General features: G+C 59.4%; 25 protein-coding genes. 11 read left to right on the forward strand and 14 right to left on the reverse strand.

Annotated elements, in window-relative coordinates:
• Nucleotides 1-13: 13 nt before the first annotated feature.
• Complete coding sequence (locus BKA12_RS11140) at nt 14-781, reverse strand: hypothetical protein (RefSeq protein ID WP_183643826.1); 768 nt, start codon at nt 779-781, stop codon at nt 14-16.
• An 87-nt stretch (nt 782-868) separates the two neighbouring features.
• Here BKA12_RS11140 and BKA12_RS11145 point away from each other — a divergent pair, with 87 nt between their 5' ends.
• Both BKA12_RS11145 and BKA12_RS11150 read left to right on the forward strand, forming a co-directional pair.
• Nucleotides 869-2,671, forward strand: coding sequence for an FMN-binding glutamate synthase family protein (locus tag BKA12_RS11145; RefSeq protein ID WP_183643828.1), 1,803 nt, complete (start codon nt 869-871; stop codon nt 2,669-2,671).
• Nucleotides 2,672-2,761: 90 nt separating this feature from the next.
• On the forward strand, nt 2,762-3,991 hold the full coding sequence (locus BKA12_RS11150; RefSeq protein ID WP_183643830.1) for a glycerophosphodiester phosphodiesterase family protein: 1,230 nt from the start codon (nt 2,762-2,764) through the stop codon (nt 3,989-3,991).
• Nucleotides 3,992-4,195: 204 nt separating this feature from the next.
• Here the strand turns inward: BKA12_RS11150 and pcaDC are convergent, their stop codons facing one another.
• The 7 genes from pcaDC to BKA12_RS11190 all read right to left on the reverse strand — a co-directional run bounded on the left by pcaDC (nt 4,196) and on the right by BKA12_RS11190 (nt 11,851).
• Nucleotides 4,196-5,632, reverse strand: coding sequence for a bifunctional 3-oxoadipate enol-lactonase/4-carboxymuconolactone decarboxylase PcaDC (gene pcaDC / locus BKA12_RS12765; protein ID WP_476703744.1), 1,437 nt, complete (start codon nt 5,630-5,632; stop codon nt 4,196-4,198).
• Nucleotides 5,617-7,056 (reverse strand): lyase family protein, encoded by a 1,440-nt coding sequence (locus tag BKA12_RS11165; protein WP_183643833.1) that lies wholly within the window; start codon nt 7,054-7,056, stop codon nt 5,617-5,619. Before BKA12_RS11165 ends, pcaDC begins: the two co-directional genes overlap by 16 nt.
• A gap of 94 nt (nt 7,057-7,150) precedes the next feature.
• Nucleotides 7,151-7,732, reverse strand: coding sequence for a protocatechuate 3,4-dioxygenase subunit alpha (gene pcaG / locus BKA12_RS11170; protein WP_183643836.1), 582 nt, complete (start codon nt 7,730-7,732; stop codon nt 7,151-7,153).
• Nucleotides 7,733-8,572 carry a protocatechuate 3,4-dioxygenase subunit beta gene (pcaH, locus tag BKA12_RS11175; protein ID WP_183643839.1) on the reverse strand — a complete coding sequence of 280 codons (840 nt, stop codon included), beginning with the start codon at nt 8,570-8,572 and terminating at the stop codon, nt 7,733-7,735.
• 43 nt (nt 8,573-8,615) lie between these two features.
• Nucleotides 8,616-9,827, reverse strand: coding sequence for a 4-hydroxybenzoate 3-monooxygenase (locus BKA12_RS11180; RefSeq protein WP_183643842.1), 1,212 nt, complete (start codon nt 9,825-9,827; stop codon nt 8,616-8,618).
• 142 nt (nt 9,828-9,969) lie between these two features.
• Nucleotides 9,970-10,743 carry an IclR family transcriptional regulator gene (locus tag BKA12_RS11185; protein ID WP_183643845.1) on the reverse strand — a complete coding sequence of 258 codons (774 nt, stop codon included), beginning with the start codon at nt 10,741-10,743 and terminating at the stop codon, nt 9,970-9,972.
• Nucleotides 10,744-10,777: 34 nt separating this feature from the next.
• Nucleotides 10,778-11,851, reverse strand: coding sequence for an enoyl-CoA hydratase/isomerase family protein (locus tag BKA12_RS11190; protein ID WP_183643848.1), 1,074 nt, complete (start codon nt 11,849-11,851; stop codon nt 10,778-10,780).
• Between the two features lie 626 nt (nt 11,852-12,477).
• Here BKA12_RS11190 and BKA12_RS11195 point away from each other — a divergent pair.
• The 5 genes from BKA12_RS11195 (at nt 12,478) to BKA12_RS11215 (ending at nt 16,777) form a co-directional block, all read left to right on the forward strand.
• Nucleotides 12,478-12,669, forward strand: a complete 192-nt coding sequence (locus BKA12_RS11195) for a hypothetical protein (protein ID WP_183643851.1) — start codon at nt 12,478-12,480, stop codon at nt 12,667-12,669.
• Between the two features lie 512 nt (nt 12,670-13,181).
• Nucleotides 13,182-14,393, forward strand: a complete 1,212-nt coding sequence (locus tag BKA12_RS11200) for a thiolase family protein (protein ID WP_183643853.1) — start codon at nt 13,182-13,184, stop codon at nt 14,391-14,393.
• A 57-nt stretch (nt 14,394-14,450) separates the two neighbouring features.
• On the forward strand, nt 14,451-15,140 hold the full coding sequence (locus tag BKA12_RS11205) for a 3-oxoacid CoA-transferase subunit A (RefSeq protein WP_183643856.1): 690 nt from the start codon (nt 14,451-14,453) through the stop codon (nt 15,138-15,140).
• Nucleotides 15,140-15,796 carry a 3-oxoacid CoA-transferase subunit B gene (locus BKA12_RS11210; RefSeq protein ID WP_183643858.1) on the forward strand — a complete coding sequence of 219 codons (657 nt, stop codon included), beginning with the start codon at nt 15,140-15,142 and terminating at the stop codon, nt 15,794-15,796. The genes BKA12_RS11205 and BKA12_RS11210 overlap by 1 nt, the downstream gene beginning before the upstream one ends.
• Before the next feature lie 105 nt (nt 15,797-15,901).
• Entirely contained in the window at nt 15,902-16,777 is an 876-nt protein-coding gene (locus BKA12_RS11215) for an IclR family transcriptional regulator domain-containing protein (RefSeq protein WP_183643861.1), read from the forward strand.
• Nucleotides 16,778-16,785: 8 nt separating this feature from the next.
• On the opposite strand, the gene BKA12_RS11220 is transcribed toward BKA12_RS11215, so the two are convergent.
• Both BKA12_RS11220 and BKA12_RS11225 read right to left on the reverse strand, forming a co-directional pair.
• Entirely contained in the window at nt 16,786-17,748 is a 963-nt protein-coding gene (locus tag BKA12_RS11220) for a LysR family transcriptional regulator (protein ID WP_183643864.1), read from the reverse strand.
• Between the two features lie 30 nt (nt 17,749-17,778).
• Nucleotides 17,779-18,147 carry a DNA primase gene (locus tag BKA12_RS11225; protein ID WP_183643867.1) on the reverse strand — a complete coding sequence of 123 codons (369 nt, stop codon included), beginning with the start codon at nt 18,145-18,147 and terminating at the stop codon, nt 17,779-17,781.
• A 162-nt stretch (nt 18,148-18,309) separates the two neighbouring features.
• Here BKA12_RS11225 and BKA12_RS11230 point away from each other — a divergent pair, with 162 nt between their 5' ends.
• A complete protein-coding gene (locus tag BKA12_RS11230; protein WP_246361684.1) occupies nt 18,310-18,789 on the forward strand; it encodes a hypothetical protein in 480 nt (159 codons plus the stop codon).
• 39 nt (nt 18,790-18,828) lie between these two features.
• On the opposite strand, the gene BKA12_RS11235 is transcribed toward BKA12_RS11230, so the two are convergent.
• From BKA12_RS11235 to BKA12_RS11245, 3 genes are all read right to left on the reverse strand, one after another.
• A complete protein-coding gene (locus BKA12_RS11235; RefSeq protein WP_183643871.1) occupies nt 18,829-19,848 on the reverse strand; it encodes an LLM class flavin-dependent oxidoreductase in 1,020 nt (339 codons plus the stop codon).
• Between the two features lie 197 nt (nt 19,849-20,045).
• Nucleotides 20,046-20,249 (reverse strand): cold-shock protein, encoded by a 204-nt coding sequence (locus BKA12_RS11240; RefSeq protein WP_183643874.1) that lies wholly within the window; start codon nt 20,247-20,249, stop codon nt 20,046-20,048.
• Between the two features lie 281 nt (nt 20,250-20,530).
• Nucleotides 20,531-21,304: a TetR/AcrR family transcriptional regulator gene (locus BKA12_RS11245; protein WP_183643877.1), complete on the reverse strand. Its 774-nt coding sequence runs from the start codon at nt 21,302-21,304 to the stop codon at nt 20,531-20,533.
• Nucleotides 21,305-21,438: 134 nt separating this feature from the next.
• Between BKA12_RS11245 and BKA12_RS11250 the strand changes: the two genes are divergently transcribed.
• Both BKA12_RS11250 and BKA12_RS11255 read left to right on the forward strand, forming a co-directional pair.
• Complete coding sequence (locus BKA12_RS11250) at nt 21,439-21,708, forward strand: ferritin-like domain-containing protein (RefSeq protein WP_338087513.1); 270 nt, start codon at nt 21,439-21,441, stop codon at nt 21,706-21,708.
• A 394-nt stretch (nt 21,709-22,102) separates the two neighbouring features.
• The gene (locus tag BKA12_RS11255) at nt 22,103-24,151 is read left to right on the forward strand and encodes an SH3 domain-containing protein (RefSeq protein ID WP_183643879.1); all 2,049 of its coding nucleotides are present in this window, start codon (nt 22,103-22,105) and stop codon (nt 24,149-24,151) included.
• An 86-nt stretch (nt 24,152-24,237) separates the two neighbouring features.
• On the opposite strand, the gene BKA12_RS11260 is transcribed toward BKA12_RS11255, so the two are convergent.
• Complete coding sequence (locus BKA12_RS11260) at nt 24,238-24,699, reverse strand: MarR family winged helix-turn-helix transcriptional regulator (protein ID WP_183643882.1); 462 nt, start codon at nt 24,697-24,699, stop codon at nt 24,238-24,240.
• 160 nt (nt 24,700-24,859) lie between these two features.
• Here BKA12_RS11260 and BKA12_RS11265 point away from each other — a divergent pair, with 160 nt between their 5' ends.
• The gene (locus tag BKA12_RS11265; protein WP_183643886.1) at nt 24,860-25,786 is read left to right on the forward strand and encodes an SDR family NAD(P)-dependent oxidoreductase; all 927 of its coding nucleotides are present in this window, start codon (nt 24,860-24,862) and stop codon (nt 25,784-25,786) included.
• The last annotated feature ends 1 nt before the right edge of the window (nt 25,787 follow it).

Here is a 25,787-nt window from a genome sequence, read left to right on the forward strand (position 1 = left end):
TCGCTCGCCGGGCTTACGGCACGCGATATTCCACGGTTTCCACACCGAGATCCGCGTAGGTGAGGTTGCCGGAACCTCGGGCGACATCCAGCACGACGACGCCGCGAACCGGCTTGCTCGCCGGTATCTGTCCGGCGGGGAATTCAGAAACCTGCTGGTTTCGCATGCAGGGGCTGGGGAAGGGCGTATCTTCCGCAGGCAGGGCAGCCTTGGTTCCGCCGCCAGGATAGAAGAGCCATGTTCCTTGATGCACCCAGATGGGCTGAGGGCTGGTCTGTTCCGAGAACTGGTTCCAACCGGAAATGCCCAAAATGATGAACTGTCCGTTGACCGGCTTGATGCTGGTGTTGGACGGACACGTGGTGCTTCGCTGGATGGACGAGATCGTGAACGACGCCTTGACCTGCTCCGTTCCGCTGGATCCATCAAGGAACTCGACCGCTTCACCCACCCTATAGATCTCGAGACCGCGAACGCTCTTCTGGCGTGCTGCACTCGTGCGGCTCGGTTTCACGCTTGGTGGGGCGGTGGCCCGTGTGCTCGACGCAACCGACGGCGGCGCGGTAGATGTCACCGGAGCCGGGGCGGTCGCCGTCGTACTGGCCACAGTGGTGTGAATTGCTGTCGCCGAGGCGGTTGAAGGAGTGCCGCTTGGTTGGACCGTGACGAAAGCCGAGGAGGACTCTTGCGGCAACGGATCATTGCGCGCGCCACAACCCGCGAGCATTAACGTCACCATGCTGAGTGCAACCGTCGAAGCCAGAAAAGCTGATTTTTTCATCCCCATGCCCCTTTCAAGAGCAAGTTTGAGCGCCTTCAACCTGTTTATGTTCGGAATTGCAGACTTTTTGACACTACGCTTCAGTACATGGTCCGTTTTTTGATCTTGATCCTGTTGGCAACCCTTGGTTTCGCGACGATTGTGGCGGCCGCCTTCGGCTCCACCGGTTGGCTAGTGCTAGCTGTCGTCATGATCGCACTGTTTGGACTCGCGATCTACGATTCCTTGCAAACTAAGCATGCAATTCTTCGCAACTTCCCCGTGCTGGGCCGCATGCGCTTTTTGCTGGAATCGATTCGCCCTGAAATCCAGCAGTACTTCATTGAGCGCAACTTCGACGGCCGGCCCTTCGACCGCGATACCCGCTCACTCATCTACGCGCGCGCCAAAGGTCAGGACAGCCACAAGGCGTTCGGCACCGAGCGCGATGTGAACCAAGAGGGCTACGAGTTCTTGCTGCACTCCACGGCACCCGTGAGCCCTCTCGAGAAGCCACGCAAGGTCATGATCGGCGGACCAGACTGCACACAGCCCTACGGTGTGGCGCTCATGAACATCTCCTCGATGAGCTTCGGTTCCTTGTCCAAGAATGCCGTGCTCGCGATGAACAAGGGCGCCGCGATGGGCGGGTTTGTTCATGAGACCGGTGAAGGTGGACTCACGAAATACCACTTGGAGCACGGCGCGGACCTGTTCTGGGAAATCGGTTCCGGCTACTTTGGCTGCCGCAATGACGACGGCACGTTCAATCCGGAGAGCTTCGCCGAGAAGGCCGCATACCCGCAGGTCAAGGCCGTCACGCTCAAACTCTCGCAGGGCGCTAAGCCGGGTCTCGGCGGCGTGCTGCCGGGCAAGAAAGTGACCGCGGAGATCGCAGAAGCGCGTGAAGTGCCAATCGGCATCGACTGCATTTCCCCAGCCTCCCACTCCTCCTTCCGCACGCCGCGCGAACTCATGGAGTTCGTAGGCCGCTTGCGCAAGCTCGCTCAGGGCAAGCCGATCGGCTACAAGTTCTGCGTGGGTTCCCGCACGGATGTGTTGGCAATGGTCAAGGCCATGCTGGAAACCGGAATCACGCCGGACTACATCATCATTGACGGCTCCGAAGGCGGCACCGGCGCGGCGCCTCTCGAATACGAAGACCACATGGGCACTCCTTTGACCGAGGGCCTCATGCTGGTGCACAACGCTCTGGTGGGCGCTGGTCTGCGCGATCGCATCCGTTTGGGTGCCGCTGGCAAGGTGGCCACCGGTTCTGACATCGTCAAGCGACTCATCCAGGGCGCCGACTTCACCATGAGCGCTCGCGCCATGATGATGGCCACCGGCTGCATCCAGGCTCAGAAGTGCCACACCAACGAATGCCCTGTGGGTGTTGCCACGCAGGATCCGCGCCTCATGCGCGCGCTCGATGTCACTGACAAGGGCAACCGCGTGCACAACTACCAAAAGCTCACGGTGGCCGAGGCGGAGCAGATTATCGCGTCCATGGGTGTTACCGATATCAAGCACCTCAACACCCGCATGTTGCGCCGCCGCACGGACCATTTGACCACCAAGTCCTACGCTTCCATCTACAACTGGTTGCGTCCGGGCGAGCTCCTCGTGGAGCCACCGCGAGGTTGGGCTGCGGATTGGGAAGAGGCAGACGCGGACCATTTCGGTGAGTTCGCTGCCCTCGGTTACTTGGAACCAATGAACGCGGAGGACGACGACGCCGCTTACGTTAACCCGCAGACCAACGAGATGCCGTCGGTTGCGAGCCGCAACGGCAAGGTGGTTCCTCAGCCACCACGCGATGACACGCGTGAAAAGGCGACCGATGGAGCGACCCTAGTAGTTTCAGGTTCTGGTGCACGGCCCGAAGGGAAGACCGCAGCTCGCAAGTGATGTTTAGAGCGAGTTCATTTAGATTTCGCAAAACGTCCACGTCAGCCTTTCACGATGGTTGGGCCACCCCAATCCATGTGAAAGGAAGAAATGAAAAAGCGATTCTCGCTTGCTCTAACCACCGCCATCACCGCAGGTGCTCTCTCGGTTGGTGCTTTCGCGGCGCCGGCTGCCTTTGCGACTGACTCCTTATTTGGAACTCCTGAGTCTGAGCAGCCTGTGGTGATTGGCCACCGCGGCGCCGCTGGCACCGCGCCTGAGAACACCGTTGCCGCGTTCAAGGACGGCCGCACTTCTGGCGCGGACTTTATTGAAGCCGACGTGCAGCTTTCCGCCGATGGTGTGCCGTTCTTGTTCCACGATGACACCCCCAAGCGCACCACCAATGTGGAAGAGGTGTTCCCGGGCCGCGAAAATGACCCGATTACCTCCTTCACGTGGGCCGAGCTCCAGCAGCTCGATGCAGGATCCTACTTCTCTGAGAAGTTCGCGGGGGAGAAGATCCCACACTTCAACGACATCGCTCGTGTAGCCACCAAGAACACCGGTGTGTTCATGGAGATCAAGTCGCCAAAGAACTCTCCTGGCGTGGAGAAGGTTGTGGCTGACGCGCTCCACAACGACCCTGCGTGGATTAAGCTCGTTGAAGCCGGCAAGGTGGAGATCCTCAGCTTTGATCCGGAATCCAACATGCGCTTCGCTGAGCTCGCTCCGGAGATTCCGCTGCAGCAGCTGTCCTCGACCGTTCCTGATTCCGCAACCTTGGCGCAGATCGCCACCTTTGCTGACTCGGTGGGAACTAGCTACCGCACGCTCGATCAGGCTGGCGTTGACCGCGTGAAGGCGGCTGGACTTGAAATTGGTGTCTACACGGTCAATGACACGGACGCGATGGAAGAGTCCGCGGCGATGGGCGTCCAGCGCATCACGGGCGATTACCCCATTCAGTTCGAGCGCTACCTCGATGGTGTGAAGCCGTTCCCTGCTAGCAGGGGCTTGGTCGTCACGGACTCCGTCAATGACGTTCCCGGCAATGACATTCAGCCTGAAAAGGGCGAACACATCATCATCACCAACACCGGAAAAACTAGGGTGGATGTCTCCGGCTACTATGTGCGCGATGCCGCGAACAACCTGCTGCACATCGGCGAGGGCTACGTCATTGAACCTGGCGCCTCATTGCAGGTGTTCACCGGTCCGGGCACCAACACGGACACCAAGTACTTCAACGGTGAATCCGTCGCCATCCTCAACAACGGCGGCGAAGCAGTGGGTTTCTGGAGCGCTAACCACACGCTCTTGGACACCTTCGCGAACTAGCTAAGTTCAGCTATCGCGTAGCGTCCATCAAAGACGTAGCGTCCAACTCTCAAACAGCAATGGCTGCCTCGCTCCCGTACTGGGGATTGAGGCAGCCATTGCTGTGTGTATCCCGTCTGTGCTCACATTGACGTCATTTGGAACCAGCGAATTGCTCTGAAGCTGGACTCTTTCGACGTCAAGATCGCGCGACCCGGGTGAAGATTAACCTTCGTACTCTTCGAGGACCTTCTTACCGATCTTGAATGCTACGTTGGCGGCAGGAACCGAGCAGTAGATGGCCGTCTGCAAGAAGACTTCCTTGATCTCGTCGGGCGTCATGCCGTTGCGCAGGGCAGCGTGCACGTGCATTTCGAGCTCTTCCCAGTAGCCACCGGCGATCATGGCGGTCAGCGTGACGGCCGAACGGGTGACGCGGGTTAGGCCTGGGCGGGTCCAGATGGTGCCCCACGCGTAGCGGGTGATCATCTCTTGGAACTCGTCCGTGAAGGCATTCGAGGACGCAGACGCGCGGTCCACGTGCTCGTTGCCCAAGACTTCGCGACGAACCACCATGCCGGCGTCGTACGTATCGCCCGGAAGGCGGCCGGAAGCCGAGGCTCCCTCGGAAGCCGCAGCACCCTCGGAAGCGGCGGCCCCAGCAGCGGCAGCTGCGACGCCCATGGTTCCCACGGCTGAGTCCGCGACGGTTGCCTCGGAGACAGCGGAGTCAGCGGATCCAGCGGCAGCATCGGCGGCCGGTGCGGCGGCGTCCGAGTTAGCGTCGGCCTGCTCGCCGAGGAAGAAGTCGATCAGCAACTGGGACGTTGCCTCGGGATCTTCGGCGGGAGCCAAGTGAGCGGCGGATTCGACGACGGCCGAGTGGCCCTGCTGGACTTGGCTCGCGGCGAACTCGGCGTCAGACGGTGGGCACACGGCGTCGTGGCGGCCGGCGATGGCGATGAGCGGATCCGAGATGCGGCCCAGCTGCTCGCGCACGTCATAGCCGGCAAGAGCGCGGGAGACGAAGGCATAGGAGACGCGGTCGGCGTCTTGGAGCGTGTGGAGCAGATCCGTGGAGACGGTGGGGTTCTTCTCAATGAATCCCGGTGCGAACCAGCGCTGGGCAGAACCAACCACCATGGTGGGCGTGCCGGCCTTCTCGACCAAGTCAGCGCGCTCGTTCCACGCTTCAGGAGTGCCGATCTTCGCGGCGGTGCAGATGGGTGCGATGCCGTTGAAGAATCCTGGGAAGGAGATGCCGAGCTGGTAACCCGTGGCACCGCCGACGGAAACGCCTGCGTAGTAGAGACCCTGGGAAGCGTCGAGCTCGTGCTCTGCTTGGAGCTTTTCGACGAGCGTCTTCACGGCTGCCGCGAGTTCCTCAATGCTGAAGCCTTCGGTGACGGGGGTGCCGTCGCCGTGGCCTGGGAGATCCCAGCCCACCACGGTGAAGTGCGGTGCCAGCGCTGGAATAGCAGGACCCCAGAGGGCCTTGACTCCGGTTCCGAGGGACGGACCCACAATCAGTACGGGCTTCCGTGCCTCGTTTTGCGGGACTACGACGGCGAAGTTGTCCTCTTTCGCGGTCGAGGTCTTCTCACTGGTGGTTGCGCTCAGCAAAGTAGCGACAAGTTGAGGCTGGCTCATGATTCCTTCCATTCTGCGAGTCGATCAGAAACGCTGTCGATCAACGAGTCGGCTTGTCCCAAGTAGTTCGCGGGATCAAAAATTCGGTGAAGTTCTTCGGTGGAGAAACGCTCAGCCGGAATAGCCTCGCGCAAGAGTTCGCTCAACGGACGGTGCTCGGTGATGGACTGACGCACCAATTCCTGGATGCGCTTCTTGCCGCCCTCGATGATGGAGGACAAGCGAGACATCACGCGTTCCGAGACCAGCAGGTCGCCCGAGAGCGCTGCGTTGCGGTACATCGCACGTGGGTGCACTTCGAGTCCGTTCGAGAGCTGCGCGAGCTTGTCCACGGAGCCACCGGCCAAACGAATGAGCTCGCGAAGCGAGGACCACTCGGCGTGCCATGAACCGTCGGGACGCTCGTCATCGGCGGTGCCGGCGGACAAGTACAACTGCCCCACATGCTGAGGCGCGGCCAAAGCAGCGGAGCGGATGAGTACCGAGAGCACGGGGTTCTGCTTCTGCGGCATCGCGGACGAACCGCCCTTGCCAGCGGCATGGGGTTCAGAGACCTCGCCGATCTCGGGGCGAGAGAGCATCAAGACGTCGTTGGCTACGTGACCACACGCGGCGATGACATCGCCTAAGGCGGCCGCCAGCTGCGTGATGGGGAGACGGTTGGTGTGCCACGGGATGGCGGTGCGAAGACCCAAGCTCGTCGCCAGCTCGGCCACGAGACCGCGGACGGTAGCCGCAACTTCGGCAGCGTCTGCCCCGTAATGGGCCGCAGCCTCGGCACCTGGGAGAGCTGCGTCGTCGTCATGGCGTAGGAATGAATCCGTCAAGGAAGCGAGCGTACCCACGGCGCCACCCCACTGGAGCGGAAGGGATTCGAGAGCCGCCTGCAAGCGCTGGCCGGCCTCGATGAGACCGCTGAGCCAGTTCGCGGCGCGCAAGCCGAACGTGGTGGGGAGTGCGTGCTGAGTGAGTGAGCGTGCCACGCACAATTGGCGGCGATGCGCAGTGGCGAGCGCGTTCAGGCCGTCGGCGGCGCGCATAAGGTCCGCGAGGATGATGGCGCCGGAGCGGGCGGCCAAGAGCATGAGCGCGGTGTCGATGATGTCCTGGCTGGTGGCGCCCTTGTGGACCACGGACGTGCCGTCAAAGTTCTTGGCGATTTCGCCGCGCAGATCGCCCAGCAATGGAATGAGCGCGTTGGCGCCATCCTGGCCGCGACGGGCCAAATCTTCGAGATCGTAGAGCTCAACGTTCGCGGCGGTGAGGACTGCTTCTTCATCTTCGGTGCTGGTGATTCCGGCGCCGGCGAGAACGGAGACCCATGCGGCCTCGACGTCCAACATCGCCTGGGTGAAAGCGCCGTCGCTCGTGGCGTGAGCTACTGCGGTGCCGGCCCACGAGGGTGAAAGCAAACCGTAATCGGCCGAGAAAGTCATGCAATGAGCCTATCGGGTAGGAAGTTGTACTAGTCAGACATGAAGCCGGGGCCCGCGGTAAAAACCGCGTGCCCCGAGTTCATTTATGTAGCGATTATTCGCCGTTGCGTGGGTACTGCAAGAAGACCGTTTCGTTCTCGCCCTGCAAGTGAATGTCGAAGCGAAGGTCGCCATTCTCTTCACGGGTTGCGATCAACGAATTGCGGCGATCCTCAGGAAGAGACTTCAAGAGCCAGTCATTCTCGAGAGCTGCCGTGTCCTCCGGCAAGTAAATGCGGGTGAACAAGCGGTTCAGCAAACCACGTGCGAAGACCACCAGCATGATGAACGGGGCCTTGCCCTCATCCGTCGCGCCTGGGTTCACGGTCTGGAACGTGTAGTGGCCAACGTTGTCCACTGCCACGCGGCCCCAGCCGGTGAAAGTGAAACCGTCGCGGATCAGCGAGCCGTCCTTCTGCGGGATCTGACCGTTTTCGTCAGCCTGCCAGATTTCCAGCATGGAGTCCGGAACCGGAACGCCATTTCCGTCATACACGGTGCCGTGCAAGCGGATGGAGCCTGGGTGTGCGCGGTCTACAAGCTTGTGGCCATCCTTGAATGGAAGAGCGAAGCCGTAGAACGGGCCAATAGTCTGTCCCGGCGTGGGGACAAGCTTGAGGTCTGGTGCCTGTGCCATTTAGTGTTCGTCCTCTCCGGTTTCCATCCAGGTGCGGTTGCTACCCGTGAGCACGATGTCCCACGAGTAACCCGTGTTCCATTCGTGCGAGGTGACCGAGTGGTCGTACTTCGCGACGAGGCGGTCACGGGCCTTCTGATCAGTAATGGACTGGTAGATCGGATCCAAGCTGAACAGTGGATCGCCCGGGAAGTACATCTGGGTGATCATGCGCTGCGTGAAGTCCGTGCCGAAGAGCGAGAAGTGAATGTGCGCTGGACGCCATGCGTTGTGGTGATTCTTCCACGGGTATGGAGCCGGCTTGATGGTGGTGAACTTGTATTCGCCGTTAGGGCCTGTGATCGCACGGCCAACGCCGGTGAAGTTCGGGTCAATCGGGGCTGGGTGCTGATCGCGCTTGTGCACGTAGCGGCCTGCCGCATTCGCCTGCCACACCTCAATGAGCTGACCAACAACCGGGCGGCCGTCGCCATCGAGGACGCGTCCCTGCACCACGATGCGCTCGCCAATAGGCTCGCCGTTGTGCTGGATGGTCAGGTCAGATTCCAAGATGTGGACATCGCGCTCACCGAAGGCTGGGGACCACAACTCGATGGTCTCCGGGTCAGCGTGGTGCAGATCCTTGGTGGGGTGGCGGAGCAAAGAAGAGCGGTATGGCGCGAAGTTGATGCGCGGCTGCGTCTCTTCCTTGGCCTCACCGGATTCGACCTTGGCTCGGTATTCGCCGTGAAGGTCTGCCATCTCCTGGTCAATTTGCTCTTGCGAGTCAGCCGTAGCTGCGGGGTCAAGCACGTGGCTGTTTTCGAAAGACTCTTCTTGAGGCGTTTCTTGAGCGCTCACAGGCTTCTCCTTTCGGGGGTGCAGGTTGGTTGTTGGTAGTTGATTAGCTCGTGGATCCGTGCGGCCAGCCCGTGTAGGACTCAGCCAAGTATTGGCGGCCGTAGCGGGAACCCGTGATGGTTTCCAGCTCGCCGAGCGCGCGCTTCTTTTCGAACGGGGTGATGTCATTGCGCGTGTGCATCATGGACGTCATCCAGTAGGAGAAGTTCTGAGCCTTCCACACGCGCTTGAGCGCGGTGTCAGAGTAGGCGTCCAGGAGGCCAACGTTCTTGGCGCTTCCGGATCCGTAGAAGGTATCCAAAGCCTCGAACAGCACCTTGACGTCGGCAAACGCCAGGTTCAGGCCCTTGGCTCCGGTCGGCGGGACGGTGTGTCCGGCGTCGCCCACCAGGAACATGTTGCCGTAGCGCAGTGGTTCGCGGACGAAGGAGCGGAACTGAAGAACCGTCTTGTCGAAGATCGGGCCGGTCTTGAGCTGGAAGCCGTCCGGTCCGTCCACGCGGCGCTGTAGTTCGGACCAAATGCGGTCCTCGCTCCAGTTGTCCACGTTCTCTTCGGGATCGCACTGGAAGTACATGCGCTGGACGGTTTCGGAACGCTGCGAGATGAGGGCGAAGCCGTGCTCCGAGTTCGCGTAGATGAGCTCTGGCGCTGATTTTGGAGCCTCACACAAGATGCCGAACCAAGCAAACGGGTAGTGCATCGTGAATTCGCTATACCTGCCTTCCGGCACTTGGCGGCGGCAGAACGAGCGCGAGCCGTCAGCTGCCACCAAGAAGTCTCCGCGGACTTCGTGCGTCACGCCGTCCTTGTCCTGGTAGCGGACGCCGGGGTGATCGCTTTCCACGTCCAGCACTTCGGTGACGTCACATTCGTAGCGAACGTCGCCGCCGTCGCGCTTGCGAGCCGCGGCGAGGTCGAAGAACACTTCGTTCTGCGCATAGAGCGTCACCGTTGCATCTACGAGATCAGGGAAGTGTAGCAAGTGGGATTCGCCGTTGAAGCGCAGATCAATGCCGTCATGCTCGTCGCCGACCGTGAGAACGCGGCCGTCAATGCCGGTATCGGTGAGCATCTTGACAGCCTGCTGTTCCAAGATGCCGGCGCGGTGGGTGTTATAAATAGTGTCGTGATCGCGCTTTTCGATCACTACGTTGTCAATGCCGCGCTGTGCCAACAAGTGGGACAGCATCAGACCAGCGGGACCCCCGCCGACAATGACTACGCGCGACTTCGTCGTCGTGCCTTCACTCAAGAGCGCAACCTTTCCGTGCTTCCATCAGCCCTCGCCGCAAGCGCGGGGGAGCCGTTGGTTCAAGTGTGCGGTTTCGCTTGTGGCATACGCCACGGGTGTCCCATTGAATGAGATTTGTTGCGTTCGTGAACAGTTGGGATTTTCACTGAGTACGACGCCGCAGCTCACCTTCGTCGGGCACGCTCGCTAGGGCTCGGCCGATGCCGCGGGCTGCCGTCCGTAAGGCCGCGATTGCGGTGGGGAGCTGATTGGAATCGCGTGGCACCACGATGCCCATCGCGGCAACGGCGCGGTTCTTGTAGTCCAAGATGGGGACGGCGGCGCCCGTGGTTTCTTCGTCGATGAATCCGTCAAAGGTGGCGTAGCCGTTGCGGCGAATGTGGTCGAGGGAGCGGCGGAAGTCCTTGTGGAACTCCTCGATCTCCTCCGCGTGACGCTTCATGAACTGTTCGGCGACGTTAGGCGCGGAGAACGCGAGCAGCACCATACCCATCGAGGTGCGGTGCAGTGGCATGCGCGCGGCTATGCTCGCGGAGTTCACTGCGTGGCCCGGGCGGGAGAGGCGTTCAAGCACGAGGACTTCGTCATCCACCAGGATGGAGAGCTGCGTGCTGTGCTGCACCACTTGGTTGACGTCTTCCATGTACGGCATGGCGATGGTCTTGAGGTCATTCGCGCTCGCAGAGCGGTTCACGATTTCCCACAGCCCCAGGCCCACGGCGATCTCACCGTTTTCGCGACGCTCGAGCAAACCATGGTTCACCATGGAGTCCACCAGCCGGTATGCGGTGGCACGTGGGACGTCGGCGCGGCGCGCAAGAGAGCTCACTGTGAGTGCTTGTTGTTGCGAGTTGAAAGCGCCCAAGATGCGGACCAGACGATCAAGGACGGAGTCGCCGGACGATGAATTGGCCATGCGTGCAGTGTTCTTTGCGGAGTTTCGGGCGTCTTTAGGCGACGTCAGGTACGTCGTGAGCGACTCGCTCAATCTCTGCAAGGTTGAGGTCTTCAGGTCCCTTGACCGTCCACTGCGGGTTGCGATCCTTATCAACGAGCTGCGCGCGTACGCCTTCGGTGAAGTCCGGGAAGGAAATCACGTACTTGACCATGTTGTATTCGCGCTCGAGGGCTTGCGACAAGTTGTTTCCATCCCGCGCTGCGCGGATGCATTTGAGGGCGCACTCTTGGCTCAAGTACGAATGCGTCTTCATTTCCTCGAGTGCCGCTCGAGGACCTTCGCCTGGCATGTCTTCGAGGGCCGCCATGATGCTCTCGACGTCATCTTGGCTGAAAGCGCGATCAATCCACTGCTGGTTTGCCTCGAGAACTTCGGGGAGAGCCTTACCGGTCTTCGCAGCGGCGGTGGGCGAGGAGCCAAACATGACTTCTAGAGCGGCCAACAAATCGGCGGCGGGGAGGCCGGAGAGATCCGGGAGAGTGGAGATGACGTCGTCGTAATTCTCGGAAGAAATCATCATGTCCGCAAAGCCCGCGTAAATCGCATCCCCGGGGCCCATCGTGGAAGAAGTGAGGCCCAGGTACTCACCGGCGCGGCCCGGCGCGTGGCCGAGCAAGTGGGTGCCGCCGACGTCCGGGGTGAGGCCAATGCGCGTCTCGGGCATCGCGACTTTCGAGCGCTCCGTGACGATACGAATGTTTGCGTGGCCCGCCAATCCCACGCCGCCGCCCATGCACATGCCGTCCATGTACGCGATGACGGGCTTGGGGAAGTTGGCGATGGTGCGGTTCACGTTGTATTCAGCGCTCAAGAACCCGAGCATCTGGTCAGCGGCGCCCTTCGTGAGGGAATCGTAGAAGGAACGTACGTCGCCACCCGCGCAGAAACCGCGGTCGCCGGCGCCTTGGAGAAGAAGGAGTTTGACCTCGGGGTGGTTGGCCCACTCGTCGAGGACTTCGGCGATGGCCTTGATCATTTCCAGGTTCAGCGCGTTGAGCTTTTCGGGGCGATTCAGCGTGAGGACGCCAATGCCTTCCACGATGGCCGTGTTAATCAGAGTGCTCAACGGTGATGCCTTTCGCTGGGTTGCCTGGCTGTATGCCAAGTTTGAGCCGAGTTTGAACGCAGAGTTTGTTCGCTAGGTGTTCGTCGGATGGTCAATTTGCTGTTCGCTTAGTGGACACGAGCGCGTCCCTGCTAAATGATGCGGTCTGTTGCAAAAGTCCATTCAATGGGACGTCTTTGAGAGACGTTACTCGGAATCGGCGTTTTCGGAAAGAGACCCCCCCTATGAAATCCTCTTCGACGTCAATGTGCGCCACTAATGCGCGTTCGGAACTGGCCTCACCACTACTTTGACGTCAATGTGCGCCACTATGGAGCGCTAGCAACTGGCCTAACTGCTATTTTGACGTCAATATGGACCATCTTGGGACGCTCGCGGCTATCCTCATACCACATTGACGTCAAAAAGTGCCACCGAGATCGCATTACTGCGGCGTCTTTTGACGGCAATCTTTAGATAGGAGTCAGCGGCCGTGTGGGCTTGACGGAACTGGTTACTAAGGACGGATCAAATTCCCTGAGATTCACGGCTTCTATCCGCTCGTGATCACTATTGGAATCGGCCAAAAATTCCCCGACGTCAGTTGTTAGCTCTATCACAATGGCGCCCTGCGCGAACTAAAAGAAATGACTTCAACTCTCGTTGCTGCTTCCACGCCGGAACCGAATTCATATTTGGAAGAGGCTAAGAGCTTGCTGTCCGAGCTAGAGCCGGCGAGGAAGGCTGAAGTTCTAGCTGACTTGGCAATCACCGAAGAGCTTCGCCGCTTGCGGGATTTGGTCGACAGGCTGCGGTCGAGCGTTACTTCCTCTATCTAAGCCAACCTGACCATCTAAAACTATTCGCGGCGTGGTTTTTCTATAGCCGTCGAATTTCCGCGCCATGTCCTGTGGCTCGGGTATGCATGCGTGATCAATAGCGATTTGTTTCACGCCTAGCGCTCCGAGTCTCATGACATATGTATTGCTGACGTGCATGGGTGCTCTGCCGAGTTCGTTTCGACGTCAAATTGGACCACCTTGGGACGCTCACGCCTGGCCTCAGACCTACATTGACGTCAATATGAACCAGTTAGATCGCCTTAAGGTGGCGCCTTTTGACGTCAATCTTCAAGGGCGCCCTCCATATGCGGGTTCTAGTTGCGGCAAGTCCTAGGGGTGGCAAGTCCTTGGGGCAGCAAACGGAGAGGACTCGGCGCAGGAAATATTGAGCAGACCGCTTGTGACCCACCTCAATCCACGGTAAAGTTCAACATACGAACAGAAGTTCACTATGTGAACATTCGTAATTACCTAGACGCGGGAATCAGTCCCCGATCGCAGGAGATGCAATGCAGCAGGCCTACCTTTACGACGCCATCAGGACGCCATTCGGAAAGATCGGGGGAGCCCTTTCCGGCCACCGCCCGGATGATCTCGCAGCCCTCGTCATCAAGAAGCTCGTGGAGCGCGCCCCAGGACTCGACGCAACGAAGATTGATGAAGCCATCTTCGGCAACGCCAACGGTGCTGGCGAGGAAAACCGCAACGTAGCCCGCATGGCTTCGCTTCTTGCTGGTCTTCCAACCTCTCTTCCGGGAACCACGGTCAACCGCCTTTGCGGTTCTTCCCTTGACGCAGCGATCTTGGCGTCCCGCCAGATCGAGACCGGCGAAGCTGACCTCATGTTGGTTGGCGGCACGGAATCCATGTCTCGTGCTCCTTGGGTTCTTCCCAAGACCGAGCGTCCGTTCCCGATGCAGAACCTTGAACTCGCCAATACCACGTTGGGCTGGCGCCTGGTCAACCCTGCAATGCCAGGTGAGTGGACCGTCTCCTTGGGTGAAGCCACGGAGCAGTTGCGCGAGAAGCACGGCATCACCCGTGAACAGCAGGACGCATTCTCCGCGAACTCCCACCAGCTCGCCGCAAAGGCGTGGGACGAGGGCAAGTACGACAACCTCGTGGTCTCCGTTCCACCAGCTTCCAAGAAGGGCACCGAGTTCACTCGCGACGAGACCATCCGTGGCGATTCCACGCCAGAGTCTCTCGCCGCTTTGCGCACCGTCTTCCGCTCCGCTGACAACGGCACGGTCACGGCCGGCAACGCATCCCCCATGAGCGACGGCGCCTCGGCCGGTTGGTTGGGTAGCGAACGTGCAGCTGACGTCCTGGGCATCTCGCCGATCGCCAAGATCATTGGCCGTGGAGCCGCTGCGAACGAGCCACAGTTCTTCGGTGAAGCACCGGTTGAGGCCGCCAACAAGGCACTGCGTCACGCAGGTCTTGAGTGGAGCGACATCAGCGCACTCGAGCTGAACGAAGCCTTCGCCGCACAGTCCTTGGCTTGCATCGATCAGTGGGGTACTGACCCAGCGATCGTCAACCAGTGGGGCGGCGCTATTGCTATCGGACACCCCTTGGGCGCGTCCGGCATGCGTATTCTCGGCACTGTGGCACGACGCTTGCAGGAGAGCGGCGAAAAGTACGGCATGGCTGCTATCTGCATCGGTGTGGGCCAGGGCCTCGCCGTCGTAGTGGAAAACCCCAACTCCACCAAGTAATCCCGCGCAACCCCGCGCATCAAGAATTCCCACCTCACTTTAGATAGGAAGGACACCATGGCTCCTCGCTTCGCAGCTGACGCGGCGGATGCCGTCTCCGAAATCACTAGCGGTTCAACCGTGATGATTGGCGGATTCGGTAACGCCGGACAGCCCATGGAACTGATCGACGCACTTTTGGATTGCGGCGCCACGGATCTCACCGTGGTCAACAACAACGCAGGCCAGGCAGACGCTGGCCTCGCACTGCTCATCAAGGAACGCCGCGTGAAGAAGGTTATTTGCTCCTTCCCACGTCAGTCCGACTCGTGGCACTTCGACGCGGCCTACCGCGCTGGCGAGCTCGAGCTTGAACTCGTTCCACAAGGCAATCTCGCCGAGCGCATCCGCGCCGCAGGCGCTGGCATCGGCGGCTTCTTCACGCCAACCGGCTACGGCACGCTCCTCGCCGAAGGCAAGGAAACGCGCGTCATCGACGGCAAGGGCTACGTGCTAGAGTCCCCAATCCACGCTGACTTCGCACTCATCAAGGCACTGCGCTCTGACAAGCTCGGCAACTTGGTCTACCGCAAGACGGCCCGTAACTTCGGACCGATCATGGCAACCGCAGCAAAGAAGACCATTGTTCAGGTCTCCGAGGTCGTGGAAACCGGCGGCTTGGATCCCGAGAACGTGATCACCCCTGGCATTTTCGTTGACACCGTGGTGACATTGAACGGCGCCGCTACTGAAGAAGGAGCCAAGTAATGACTACTTTTGCTTCCACCGACACCACGCTGGACAAGAATGCTTTGGCTCAAGTTGTTGCCGCGGACATCGCCCCGGGCGCGTTCGTGAACTTGGGCATCGGCCAGCCGACCCTCGTCTCCAACTACTTGACCGCCGATCAGGGCGTCACGCTGCACACCGAGAACGGCATGTTGGGCATGGGCCCGCAGGCTACCGGTGACCAGATTGACGAAGACCTCATCAACGCCGGCAAGATTCCTGTGACCGAACTTCCGGGCGCTTCCTACTTCCACCACGCTGATTCGTTCGCGATGATGCGCGGCGGCCACTTGGACGTCTGCGTGTTGGGCGCTTTCCAGGTCTCCCGCGAGGGCGATCTCGCGAACTGGCACACTGGTGCTCCGGACGCCATCCCAGCTGTGGGCGGCGCGATGGACCTCGCCATCGGCGCGAAGGAAACCTGGGTCATGATGACCTTGCTAGCCAAGGACGGTTCATCGAAGCTCGTGGACACCTTGACCTACCCGGTCACCGGCTTGGGTTGCGTCAAGCGCGTCTACACCGAGCAGGCAATCTTCTTGATTGAAGAAGGCCGTGTCGTAGTGCGTTCCACGCATGGCACCACTTTCGAAGAGCTGCAGGAGAAGGTTCCGTTCGCTCTCGAGCGCGCCTAACCGCAGATTGACTGCGAACCGCGCCGCTTCACAAACATGAAACGGCGCGGTTTTGCGTATTCTTGAGTGTCACTTTTGAGCCAGAACAGGAGGGAAGCTGCCGCTATGGTTTCTCAGAATTACGACGACGCAGCTTCCGTCGCGGAGCTATCCTCCGAAACGCCGGGGGTTGAGTCCGCAGCGGGGTCCGAATCAGCGCTCGGCTCCGAATCAGCGCTCGGCTCCGGCGCCGTGCAGTCGTTGGCACGCGGCCTAGAAGTGATCCGTTCCTTCGACGCCGAGCATCCATCGATGACTTTGACCGAGGTTGCGAAGCGCACCGGCTTGTCTCGAGCTACTGCTCGCCGCTTCTTGTTGACGCTTGCCCAGCTGGGATACGTGCGCTTTGACGGCAAGTTCTTTGAACTGACCTCACGCGTTTTGCAGTTGGGGTATTCCTACTTGAGCTCACACACCCTGCCGCAAATGGTGGAGCCGGCGCTCGAGCAGCTCTCCGGTCTACTCAACGAATCGTGCTCCGCATCTGTTTTGGACGATGACGAGATCGTCTACATCGCTCGCGTGCACACACGCCGCATCATGCGCATCGGTATCTCTGTGGGCACTCGATTGCCCGCTTATGCCACCAGCATGGGTCGCGTGATGCTTGCGTATCTACCGGAGGCTGAGCGCGATGCCGCGATTGAGCGCGTCTCCACGAATGCGTTCACGCCTGCCACCATCACCACGCCAGAAGGGCTCAAGAAGGAGCTCGAACTCGTGCGACAGCAGGGCTATTGCGTAGTGAATCAGGAGCTGGAAATTGGTTTGCAGTCCGTTGCTGTGCCGGTATTCGGTGCAGATGGCGACGTGGTCTGTGCACTCAACGTTTCCATGAGCGTGATGCCGCGTGCTCAAGTGGCACCGGACCTCGATGTCATTGTGCCCGCTCTTCAGCAGACGGCTCAGCGCATTGGAGCTGATCTGCGCGCGAAGCGCTGACAGAGGTTTTAGCGTGGTGCTTCAGCGAGCAGTGCCGAGACGCGTTCCACGAAGACGGCCGCTGCATTCTGGACCGAGGGGACACTGGCACGTTCGTTCTCATGAACGTCTCGAGCTGACCGCGCCGGTGGCTTGTTCGTCAATGAGAGAACACTGCGGGAGAGCTTTGCCTCGGGGATGTTGATGGACTGGGTGCCGTTAGGGATGTTCGTGAGCGCCAACTTTGGAACCAGCGCAGCACCGAGTCCTGATGCGACCAGTGAGAGCGTCGAGTTGAAGTCGTCCGAGTAGGCCACCACGCGTGGTTGCATTCCGAGGGACGCAAACAGGTTGGCGATGACTACGGCGTCGGAGGCGCCGGGGTGGTGCATGATCCACGGCATGTCCGCGAGCTGGGCAGGGGAGAGGGCGGTGTTTGCCTCGAAGCCCCATGCCTCTGGAATCACAAACACAAAAGGATCCTCGGCCAACCAGGTGCGCTTGAGTGCGGCTGGCCAAGCCAGTCCACCTTGACCCACTTGGAACACCAAAGCCACGTCCAAGCCATTTTCAGACCGCAGACCGCGCACGCTGTGCGCAGGTTCGCCCACGCTCAACTGCAACTGAATTCCGGAAGCCAGCCAGGCGTCGTCGTGCATGAGGCGGGGAATCAGGTAGGAAGCGAGCGAAGGGAAGATGCCTACGCGCAACTCAACGTGCGAGCTACTGCGCTCCGCAGCGGAGGACGCCGCCACGAGCGACTCGAGTTCCGTCAGAACAATGCGGGCATGACGCGCCATTGCGTCCGCAGCAGGGAGCGGGACGGCGGCGCGGGCGCTACGTTCAAAGAGTTTGACGCCGGACGCTCGCTCGAGCGAACTGATCTGCTGGCTCACCGCTGAGGCCGTGAGATTGAGGCGCGGAGCGGCCGCAGCAAACGAACCGGCGTCGAGGACCTCGAGAAGAATACGGAGCTGATGAGGATTGATCATGGCGACTTTCGATCATAGTCGCCAGTGAGGCTACTCCTCGTCTTCTTCCTCTTCGTCGAACTCGTCATCCTCTTCTTCGTCGTCGTAATCGTCGTCGAAATCCTCATCTTCGTCATCATCGACGTCGTCATCGTCTCCATCATCCAGGCCGGCCTCGACGTCCTCATCGGATTCGTCGTCGCCCCAGTCGGCAACATCTTCTTCGTCGGTGCCGTCGTCCACCATGTCCTCTTCGCCGTCGATGAGGTAGGTGTGCTGGCGCAACGGATCGATGCGGTTCATGGAGTCCGGATCATCTGAGGAACCTTCGGGAGGCGTGCCATCGCGGCCGTCTTCGGGATCCTCGTAATCGTCTTGGAACTGATCATCAAACTCGGTGTCTTCAAATGGATCGCTCACGACTATTCCTCCTTGATGTGCCCTTTTGCGTCCGGCTATGGTTCGCGTCTCAATGCGGCGCTTGTTGTCAGCCTATGCGCTTTTTGCCGTTCGCGGGAGGGGTGTGGAGAACCTTTTAGGGCACAGTTTGGGGGTCATTTCTATCGAGCGTAGAATTCGGCTATGACTCGAGAGTCCTTGCCTACGGAAGCCAAAACGTCCCGCGATTCATATGACTGGTTAGGGATGCGTTTGGTGCTGCCGGCGCTCTGGCTGGGCCTCATTGTGGGAATCTCGCTCATTGAAGCGCCCTTGAAATTCACGGCGCCAGGAATCACCATCCCTCTGGGACTTGGAATCGGCCGTTTGGTCTTCGGGGCCATGAATATCGTGGAGATCGTCATTCTCGCGGCATGGTTCTTCGCAACGTTTGGACGCGGTCTCGCGAGCAGTTACCAGCGCATGGTTTCCGCGGCGGCAGCTGTGCTTCTGGTCAAGGTTGCGTGGATTCGTCCGCAACTCAATCATGAGACGGACTTGGTGTTGAGCGGCGCATCCCAAGGTGGATCCTTGTGGCACTACGCCTACATTGCATGCGACGGCGCCCTGATCCTCTTGTTGATTGCCGCTTTGTGGGCTGGGATCAGGGCGCTTCGTCGCTAGTTGGCTGGCCTAGCTAGTTGTCATAGGTAGATGGCCGCTTTAGTTGGTAGCAGCAATTTCCTGTGCGGAGGTCTTTAGGCCCATGGCCTCAGCAGTGATCTCAATGGATCGCACGCGGTCCTCATGCTCCACGGCGGAGTGCACGGTGATGAGCTCATTCACGCCGGTGGCCGAGACAAAATGATCTAGGTATTCCTTCACGCGTTCGCCCGTGCCGACAGCCAGATAAGTGAGCATGCGAAGGACCTGTTGTCCGGCTGGGGACTCCATGACCATGTCCGCTTCCTCGTCCGTGAACGGCTCGGCGCGGCCGCGGCCCAGCATCTGACGGATCCGCTGACGCTTGCTCTGCTCCAGAATCTCGAAGGCTTTCTCGTCCGTATCGGCGGCAACAATGTTGATGCCCGCGCTCACGTATGGCTCTTGCAAAACTGAGCTTGGGCGGAAGTTGTCCTTGTAGACCTGCACGGCCTGCATGAGGGCATCCGGCGCAAAGTGGCTCGCAAACGAATACGGCAGACCCAACTGTGCCGCCAATTGTGCGCCGAACAAGCTGGAGCCAAGAATGGTCAGCGGAACGTTCGTGCCTTGACCTGGTGTTGCGGCGACGCCCTGGATGACGGACTTGCCCTGCAGGTAGCCCTGAAGTTCTAAGACGTCGTTCGGGAATGCATCTGCGGCGGCAAAGTCGCGGCGCAGTGCGCGGAATGTTGCTTGATCAGAACCGGGCGCGCGGCCTAGGCCAAGGTTGATGCGGCCCGGGAAGAGTTCTTCAAGAGTGCCGAACTGTTCGGCGATCACCAAGGGGGAGTGGTTGGGCAGCATGATGCCGCCGGCGCCGACTTGAATGGTGTTCGTATGGTTTGCCACGTGGCACATGAGCACGCTCGTGGCGCTCGAGGCAATGGTGGACATGTTGTGGTGCTCGGCGTACCAAACGCCCTTGTAACCAAGCTGTTCTGCGCGCTGAGCAACCTCCACAGATTCTTTGAAGGACACTGCGGCGGTGCTGTTGGGGCGAATAATTGCGAGGTCCAGAATGGAAAGTGGTGTGCTCATATCCAGTGACAACTCGCTAAGGCGGCTGCGCATTCCCGGAAATGACGACGACGCTGCCTCGCGTGAGTCGCGGAGCTTGCGGAATCATTCACGGGACAAACGAAGAACCTCCCGTTCGAAGGCGTGAAGCCTAAGAACGAGAGGTTCTCGTGGGGGACGTTAGCGTCCCAATGTTCGAGGATTCGAACTATCTAAAATTAGATAGCCTGAATGTCTACTGCCTGAGGGCCCTTTTGGCCATCGGTGATTTCGAACTCTACGCGCTGTCCTTCTTCAAGAGCGCGGAAGCCCTTGGACTGGATTGCGGAGTAGTGAGCGAAAACGTCTGCTGAGTTATCGTCTGGAGCGATAAAGCCGTAGCCCTTTTCAGCGTTAAACCATTTTACGACGCCAGTTGCCATTTTGATTGTTTCCTTTCGGATGTCCTTGCGGACGTAGGGGTGCAGGTCCCAGGATTGAAGACCTACATGCAGCTACGTGATGTACCGCTAACAGGAAAGGATGACTCTCGAAAGAAAGTCAGGCACTACCAACTGCGGGAACTACTGAAACTACTTAATTGAGATTACGCCACATTCGGAAGAATAGCTATACGGATCTGAGATATTTTGGCGAGTTAACCCAAAGTTCATCTTTGGGATGAAATACGAAAGATGATTGTTTCGTATTTCTAGGCCAAATTCTACTTCTTTTTATCCGATTTCCGAGCTTGTCCAGGCGCGAGGCTCTCCGGGGATTCGAGGTAGTCATCCAGCACTTTAGTGCTGTGACTAGGGGCTGTTCCGTTCGCCTCAAGCTGGTAGGTGTGAATGAGCCCGCGAGTGAGGCTGCGAATTGCATCCGCATAAAGCTTCTCGCCATAGTCGACATCAGAGAGTATGACGAGTCCACTCTGTGTGCCGGAAGTCTCAGCGCTGATTTCCATGGAGACGAGTCCGTGCATGCATGCCCAGGAAGAGATCAAGAAGGTGGACACCTTGTTCTCAGGGATGGGCAGCTGTCCCAGCTCGATCGCACGCCGGACCGCGTCCACGGACGGCTTGGCCAAATCCGCCGAGAACTTCATGTCTGCAACCGGAATGCCGCCCTGAGTCTCGGGAAGCGAATGGTCCAGCTTGAGAGCACCGTCAAAGAGGATGCTGTACAAGTTGGGATTAGCAAGAGCCCAGTTGCGGTACATGAACATAGCTTCGTCCATGTACTTCAGTGGCCGGTCGGGGTCATACTCAATTGTCGAGAAGTCCGCGTGATAGCTCTCGGCTGCCCGGCGATACAAGGCAAAGCGAATGCCGTCCATGCCACCGAAGAGAGTGTAGACAGCCGTGGTGCTGGTGTTGACGGCACTGCAGAGTCGGCGTGCGCTCAAACCATCGACGCCTTCCGTGGCGGTGATGCGCGCAGCCTCGTCCAGCATCTGATTCCTCAAAGATATGTCATGAATGCGGGGTCGAGCCATAGCGGAAAGTATGTCACGGTATGACAACTTATAACACTGGTGCAACGACCGTATCCAGAACTTTTTTTGCTGCGAGTGATTCTTTCTAGATCTCGATTCCCGATCGCCGTAGGCTGTGGACTGGCAACTAAAAGGTGAACTCGAAAAAAGCATTCAATAAGCAAGTGACCCTTGAGATGGAAGCCTCAATCGTCTACCGCCAGATGGCAATCGCGATAAAAGTTCTCAATTTGCCGGGCATTGCCCAGTGGTTTCGTGCGCAATCTGAAGAAGAGATTGTGCACTGCGAAAAGTTCATTAAGCACATGACGGATCGTGACGCTCACCCGACCTTCTTGGCGACTTCCGCCGTCAAGATCAAGGTAGCAGCGGCTCTCGAGGCGAGGGTCCAGCCAGCAGAATAAGTGCCGTCTGGGGAGGAATGCCTCCCGCTAGATTTTTTGCATATATAACTGCATTAAGTACGACGCCGCAGCTCACCCACATGCGTAAGCTGCGGCGTCGTCGTATTTAAGAAATAGGGCGAAACTCTACGGTGGATGTTGAGGGTGAAGATTGACCCATTTGTCAAGGCGAAACCTGAATCACCGGCGAGTTCAAGACGACGCGCCGCCTGTTAATTATTTACTTGCACAAATCGTTACTTTCGTGTTTAACCTTATTGTCGAGGCTTCAAGTAATCCCCAATTTTCTTTGAGGCCTCACACAGGTGATTTCTGGCACCCCAATCCGGTTATCACTTGCACCTAACCGTTCATTGTTCGGCGGGAAACCGCCGACTCCGTGAGGAAGTTCCCCATGGCTGTATACGCCCGTGCCTTTGTTGTGCCAACAACAACGGCGCTTGCAACCGTAATGCTCGTTTCCGGTCAGGCAGCTCAAGCAGCTGCGGCCGTTCCGCTCATCCAGCCAGGAGCTCAGCCCGCTGGCACCCCGACCGCCTTGAATGGCGCGAAGGCTGGCATGGTATCCATGGCAACGACGTCCACTCGCGTGGTCTCACCGCTTGCGTCCGGAACTTACCGCTACTCCTCTGAGTACGGACCTCGTTGCATTCCTGTAGTCGGTGGCTCCACGTGGCACTTGGGCCAGGATCTTCCTGCCGACAGCGGCTCACCAATCTTCGCCGTGGCAGACGGCGTGGTCACCAAGACCAAGAGCGGAACGTCCTCTTCTTCTGGCTACATCGTGGTCAAGCACGAGATCGACGGCCAGGTTTTCTATACCGTTTACGTCCACATGTGGAACGCCAACACGCACGTAGCGGTTGGCCAGGCCGTCCGCGCGGGACAGCAGATCTCCGTAGTGGGAAGCTCCGGCCCCTCCACCGCACCGCACTTGCACTTCGAAGTGTGGAAGGGCGCTTGGTACACGGGCACGCACATCGACTCGGCACAGTGGCTCTTGGAGCGCGGCGTCGACTTGAAGTCGAACGCATCCCGCGTTTACAACACCACCGTTCCTACGAGCTGTGGCTACTCGGCTAACGGAGGACAGAACTTGAAGGCCTCGGCGTCTTCCACGTCCTCGACCCTCGCATACTTGCCATCCGGCACGCTCATGACCGGTATTCCGGGCGAAATGAGCAACGGCTACGTGCGAGTCAGCGCGAAGGGCTTTGTGGGTTGGGTTCCTCACCTCGGCGTACGTCCGTACACCGGCACCAGCGGATTGCCGCCGGCGCCGACTCCACTCGATCCAAACTTCCCGATTAGCCCAGGTGTAGGCGGCGGTTCTACCGCTCCCACGCAGCCAACCGGATCCGTTGCCTCTGGCACGTACCAGACCACCGCGAACGTCAACATGCGCACCGGCGCTGGCACCACCTACGCTGTGCTGGCCACCGTTCCATCCGGAACGAACGTGTCCGTGATCGGTTCTGCCAACGGCTGGTACAAGGTCACCTACAACGGCAAGACCGGCTGGATGATCGACGATTATCTCAAGGCTGTCACTGCTGCACCTGCTCCAACCCCGCAGCCAGTTCCTGGTGTGGATACGCCAGCGCTGGGTACCTACAAGGCCAAAACGGACGTCAACATCCGTTCGGGTGCCGGCATGACCTATGGTGTGGTCAAGGTACTTCCAGTTGGTGCGCAGGTCACGGTCTCGGCATCCTCCAATGGTTGGCTCAAGGTGTCTTACGGCACCACCGCCGGCTGGGTTGCCGCAACCTACCTGGCTGTGGTGTCTGCACCAGCTCCGGCACCGGCTCCAACGCCTGTGACCTCCACCCCGACGCACGTCACCACGGTCAACCTCAACCTTCGCACCGGTCCTTCGACCACGAAGACTGTGATCACCGTGTTGCCAAGCGGCACGAAGGTCTCAGCACTGAGCACCTCCGGCAGCTACACGCAGGTTCAGGTCAACGGCAAGACCGGCTGGGTTGCTACCCAGTACATCAAGTCTTTGACCAGCACTTCGACTCCCGCTCCGGCACCGGCGCCAAGCAGCGGCACCACCATTGAGCTGCAGGACTCTGTGGCCATGAGGACCACCGTGAGCCTGAACATGGTTTCGGCACCTCGCGATGGCGCTTCCCGCGTACGCATCTTGAGCGCGGGCGTGACGGTCATGGTTGACGCCACGAGCGGCAACTACTCGCGTGCCACCTACAACGGCACCACAGGCTGGATCCCAACCTCCCAGCTCAAGGAAGTTCTTGCTCGCACCATGACCGCCACCACGGCAGTCTTCTTCCGCACGGGACCGGGTAACACCTACGCGAAGGTCGGCACCATTCCTGGTGGCGGTTCCGTAGTGGTTGACGGTGAGCAGGGTGGCTGGATGCGCGTGACCTACCAGGGTAAGACCGGCTGGGTTTACCAGACGTTCTTGAAGTAAGCCTTAACAACAAAGAGCCCGACGTTACCTTTGAGGCAGCGGCGGGCTCTTTTGTGCTTTAGGACGGCGTGAAAGTGCCAATGGTTTTAGGCGTTGAAGGACAAGCGGACCATCATCTCGCGGAAAACCACCTGCTCTTCGGGGCTGAGCGGAGCGAGGCTCTCGGCTTGAGCTTCTTGCGTACGCTTGCGCGCTTCTTTGAGGAGCTTGATGCCGTCCGGGGTGGCCGAGATGACCTTTTGGCGGCGATCGCGTTGATCTTGCTCGCGCAGGATGAGGCCGTTGGCCTCGAGGTCATCCACGAGGGAGACGATTTGCGACGGATCCAGTGAAAGCATCTGCGCGAGTTCGCGCTGGGTTGGCTGGAGGTCGCTCGCCGCGAGGTTTAGTACCGAGTAGGAACGTACTTTCAACCCAAGATCAGCAAGTGCGGCGTTGGCCTTGGCGTTGGACACCGAGGTGACGCGGGCGATGAGGAACGTAACTTCTTCCGCAAGCGGACTGCGCGCGAGACGATCTAACTCCGTCTCAACGGGACTCTGTGTCATGCGGCGTGCTCCTTAGGTCTGAAGGCAAGTTCCATCCTAAGAGAGAGCGTCGCTTCGGACTGAATTTTAGTTGATGAAAATAATCGTTGACTTTTTCAATGATATTAGTGCAAAGTGGTTTTAGGCAAGGAATCTACAAGCACAATTATCAAGGAGCAACATGTCTGCACTGTCGGGAAAAGTCGCCATCGTCACGGGCTCGGGTCGAGGACTCGGTCTCGCATACGCTCAGGAATTGGCGCGCCAAGGCGCTGCGGTGATCGTCAATGACGTTGATCAAGCAGTAGCTGACGCTGCCGTTGCAACCATCACGGAGGCAGGTGGCCAGGCTGCCGCCGTCGTGATCCCAGTAGGTACCACCGAAGCTGCACAGGCCCTCGTCAAGGGAGCCCTCGACAACTTTGGACACCTCGATATCCTCGTGACCAACGCCGGAATCCTGCGCGACAAGTCCATCCTCAAGATGACCGACGACGATTTCGACGCAGTCATCAACGTGCACCTGAAGGGCACGTTCACGTGTGTTCGCGAAGCTTTCGCCTACTTCAAGGAAAACGGCGTGGCCGGCCGCATCATCACCATTGGTTCTCCAACGGGCCAGCGAGGCAACTTCGGTCAGACCAACTACGCTGCGGCCAAGGCTGGCATCGTGGGCATGACCCGCACGTGGGCCATCGAAATGAAGAAGGCTGGCGTCACCGCCAACACCGTCATTCCAGTGGCTGCCACCGAGATGACCCGCACGGTTCCTTACTTCCAGAAGGCTGTTGAAGCTCAGGACCGCGGCGAAGCAATGCCAGACTTCTTCCGCAAGGAACTGGGTTTCGGCACCGCTGAAGACGTTGCTGGCTTGATCGCATTCTTGGCATCTGATGCTGCGGCGAACATCACCGGCCAGGCCATCGGTGCCGGCGGAGACCGCTTGCAGTTGTGGTCCCACCCTGAAGCCATTGAGTCTGCTTACAACGACGGCGGCTGGACCGTAGAGGCGCTCACTGCCGGCTACCCATTCGCTGACAAGGCGCAGTCCGTGGGCGAGAAGTTCCCAGAGCTTCCAGCTGAATTGCAGCCAGAGGTTGCCAAGTAGC

Source organism: Neomicrococcus lactis, assembly GCF_014200305.1.
In the GTDB taxonomy this organism is placed as follows: domain Bacteria; phylum Actinomycetota; class Actinomycetes; order Actinomycetales; family Micrococcaceae; genus Neomicrococcus; species Neomicrococcus lactis.

Excerpts from the sequence above, each read along its gene's own strand:
- BKA12_RS11140 (WP_183643826.1), bottom strand. The coding sequence starts at position 781 with ATGAAAAAATCAGCTTTTCTGGCTTCGACGGTTGCACTCAGCATGGTG.
- BKA12_RS11145 (WP_183643828.1), top strand. The coding sequence starts at position 869 with ATGGTCCGTTTTTTGATCTTGATCCTGTTGGCAACCCTTGGTTTCGCG.
- BKA12_RS11150 (WP_183643830.1), top strand. The coding sequence starts at position 2,762 with ATGAAAAAGCGATTCTCGCTTGCTCTAACCACCGCCATCACCGCAGGT.
- pcaDC (WP_476703744.1), bottom strand. The coding sequence starts at position 5,632 with ATGGAAGGAATCATGAGCCAGCCTCAACTTGTCGCTACTTTGCTGAGC.
- BKA12_RS11165 (WP_183643833.1), bottom strand. The coding sequence starts at position 7,056 with ATGACTTTCTCGGCCGATTACGGTTTGCTTTCACCCTCGTGGGCCGGC.
- pcaG (WP_183643836.1), bottom strand. The coding sequence starts at position 7,732 with ATGGCACAGGCACCAGACCTCAAGCTTGTCCCCACGCCGGGACAGACT.
- BKA12_RS11185 (WP_183643845.1), bottom strand. The coding sequence starts at position 10,743 with ATGGCCAATTCATCGTCCGGCGACTCCGTCCTTGATCGTCTGGTCCGC.
- BKA12_RS11195 (WP_183643851.1), top strand. The coding sequence starts at position 12,478 with ATGACTTCAACTCTCGTTGCTGCTTCCACGCCGGAACCGAATTCATAT.
- BKA12_RS11200 (WP_183643853.1), top strand. The coding sequence starts at position 13,182 with ATGCAGCAGGCCTACCTTTACGACGCCATCAGGACGCCATTCGGAAAG.
- BKA12_RS11205 (WP_183643856.1), top strand. The coding sequence starts at position 14,451 with ATGGCTCCTCGCTTCGCAGCTGACGCGGCGGATGCCGTCTCCGAAATC.
- BKA12_RS11210 (WP_183643858.1), top strand. The coding sequence starts at position 15,140 with ATGACTACTTTTGCTTCCACCGACACCACGCTGGACAAGAATGCTTTG.
- BKA12_RS11215 (WP_183643861.1), top strand. The coding sequence starts at position 15,902 with ATGGTTTCTCAGAATTACGACGACGCAGCTTCCGTCGCGGAGCTATCC.
- BKA12_RS11220 (WP_183643864.1), bottom strand. The coding sequence starts at position 17,748 with ATGATCAATCCTCATCAGCTCCGTATTCTTCTCGAGGTCCTCGACGCC.
- BKA12_RS11230 (WP_246361684.1), top strand. The coding sequence starts at position 18,310 with ATGACTCGAGAGTCCTTGCCTACGGAAGCCAAAACGTCCCGCGATTCA.
- BKA12_RS11235 (WP_183643871.1), bottom strand. The coding sequence starts at position 19,848 with ATGAGCACACCACTTTCCATTCTGGACCTCGCAATTATTCGCCCCAAC.
- BKA12_RS11240 (WP_183643874.1), bottom strand. The coding sequence starts at position 20,249 with ATGGCAACTGGCGTCGTAAAATGGTTTAACGCTGAAAAGGGCTACGGC.
- BKA12_RS11245 (WP_183643877.1), bottom strand. The coding sequence starts at position 21,304 with ATGGCTCGACCCCGCATTCATGACATATCTTTGAGGAATCAGATGCTG.
- BKA12_RS11255 (WP_183643879.1), top strand. The coding sequence starts at position 22,103 with ATGGCTGTATACGCCCGTGCCTTTGTTGTGCCAACAACAACGGCGCTT.
- BKA12_RS11260 (WP_183643882.1), bottom strand. The coding sequence starts at position 24,699 with ATGACACAGAGTCCCGTTGAGACGGAGTTAGATCGTCTCGCGCGCAGT.
- BKA12_RS11265 (WP_183643886.1), top strand. The coding sequence starts at position 24,860 with ATGTCTGCACTGTCGGGAAAAGTCGCCATCGTCACGGGCTCGGGTCGA.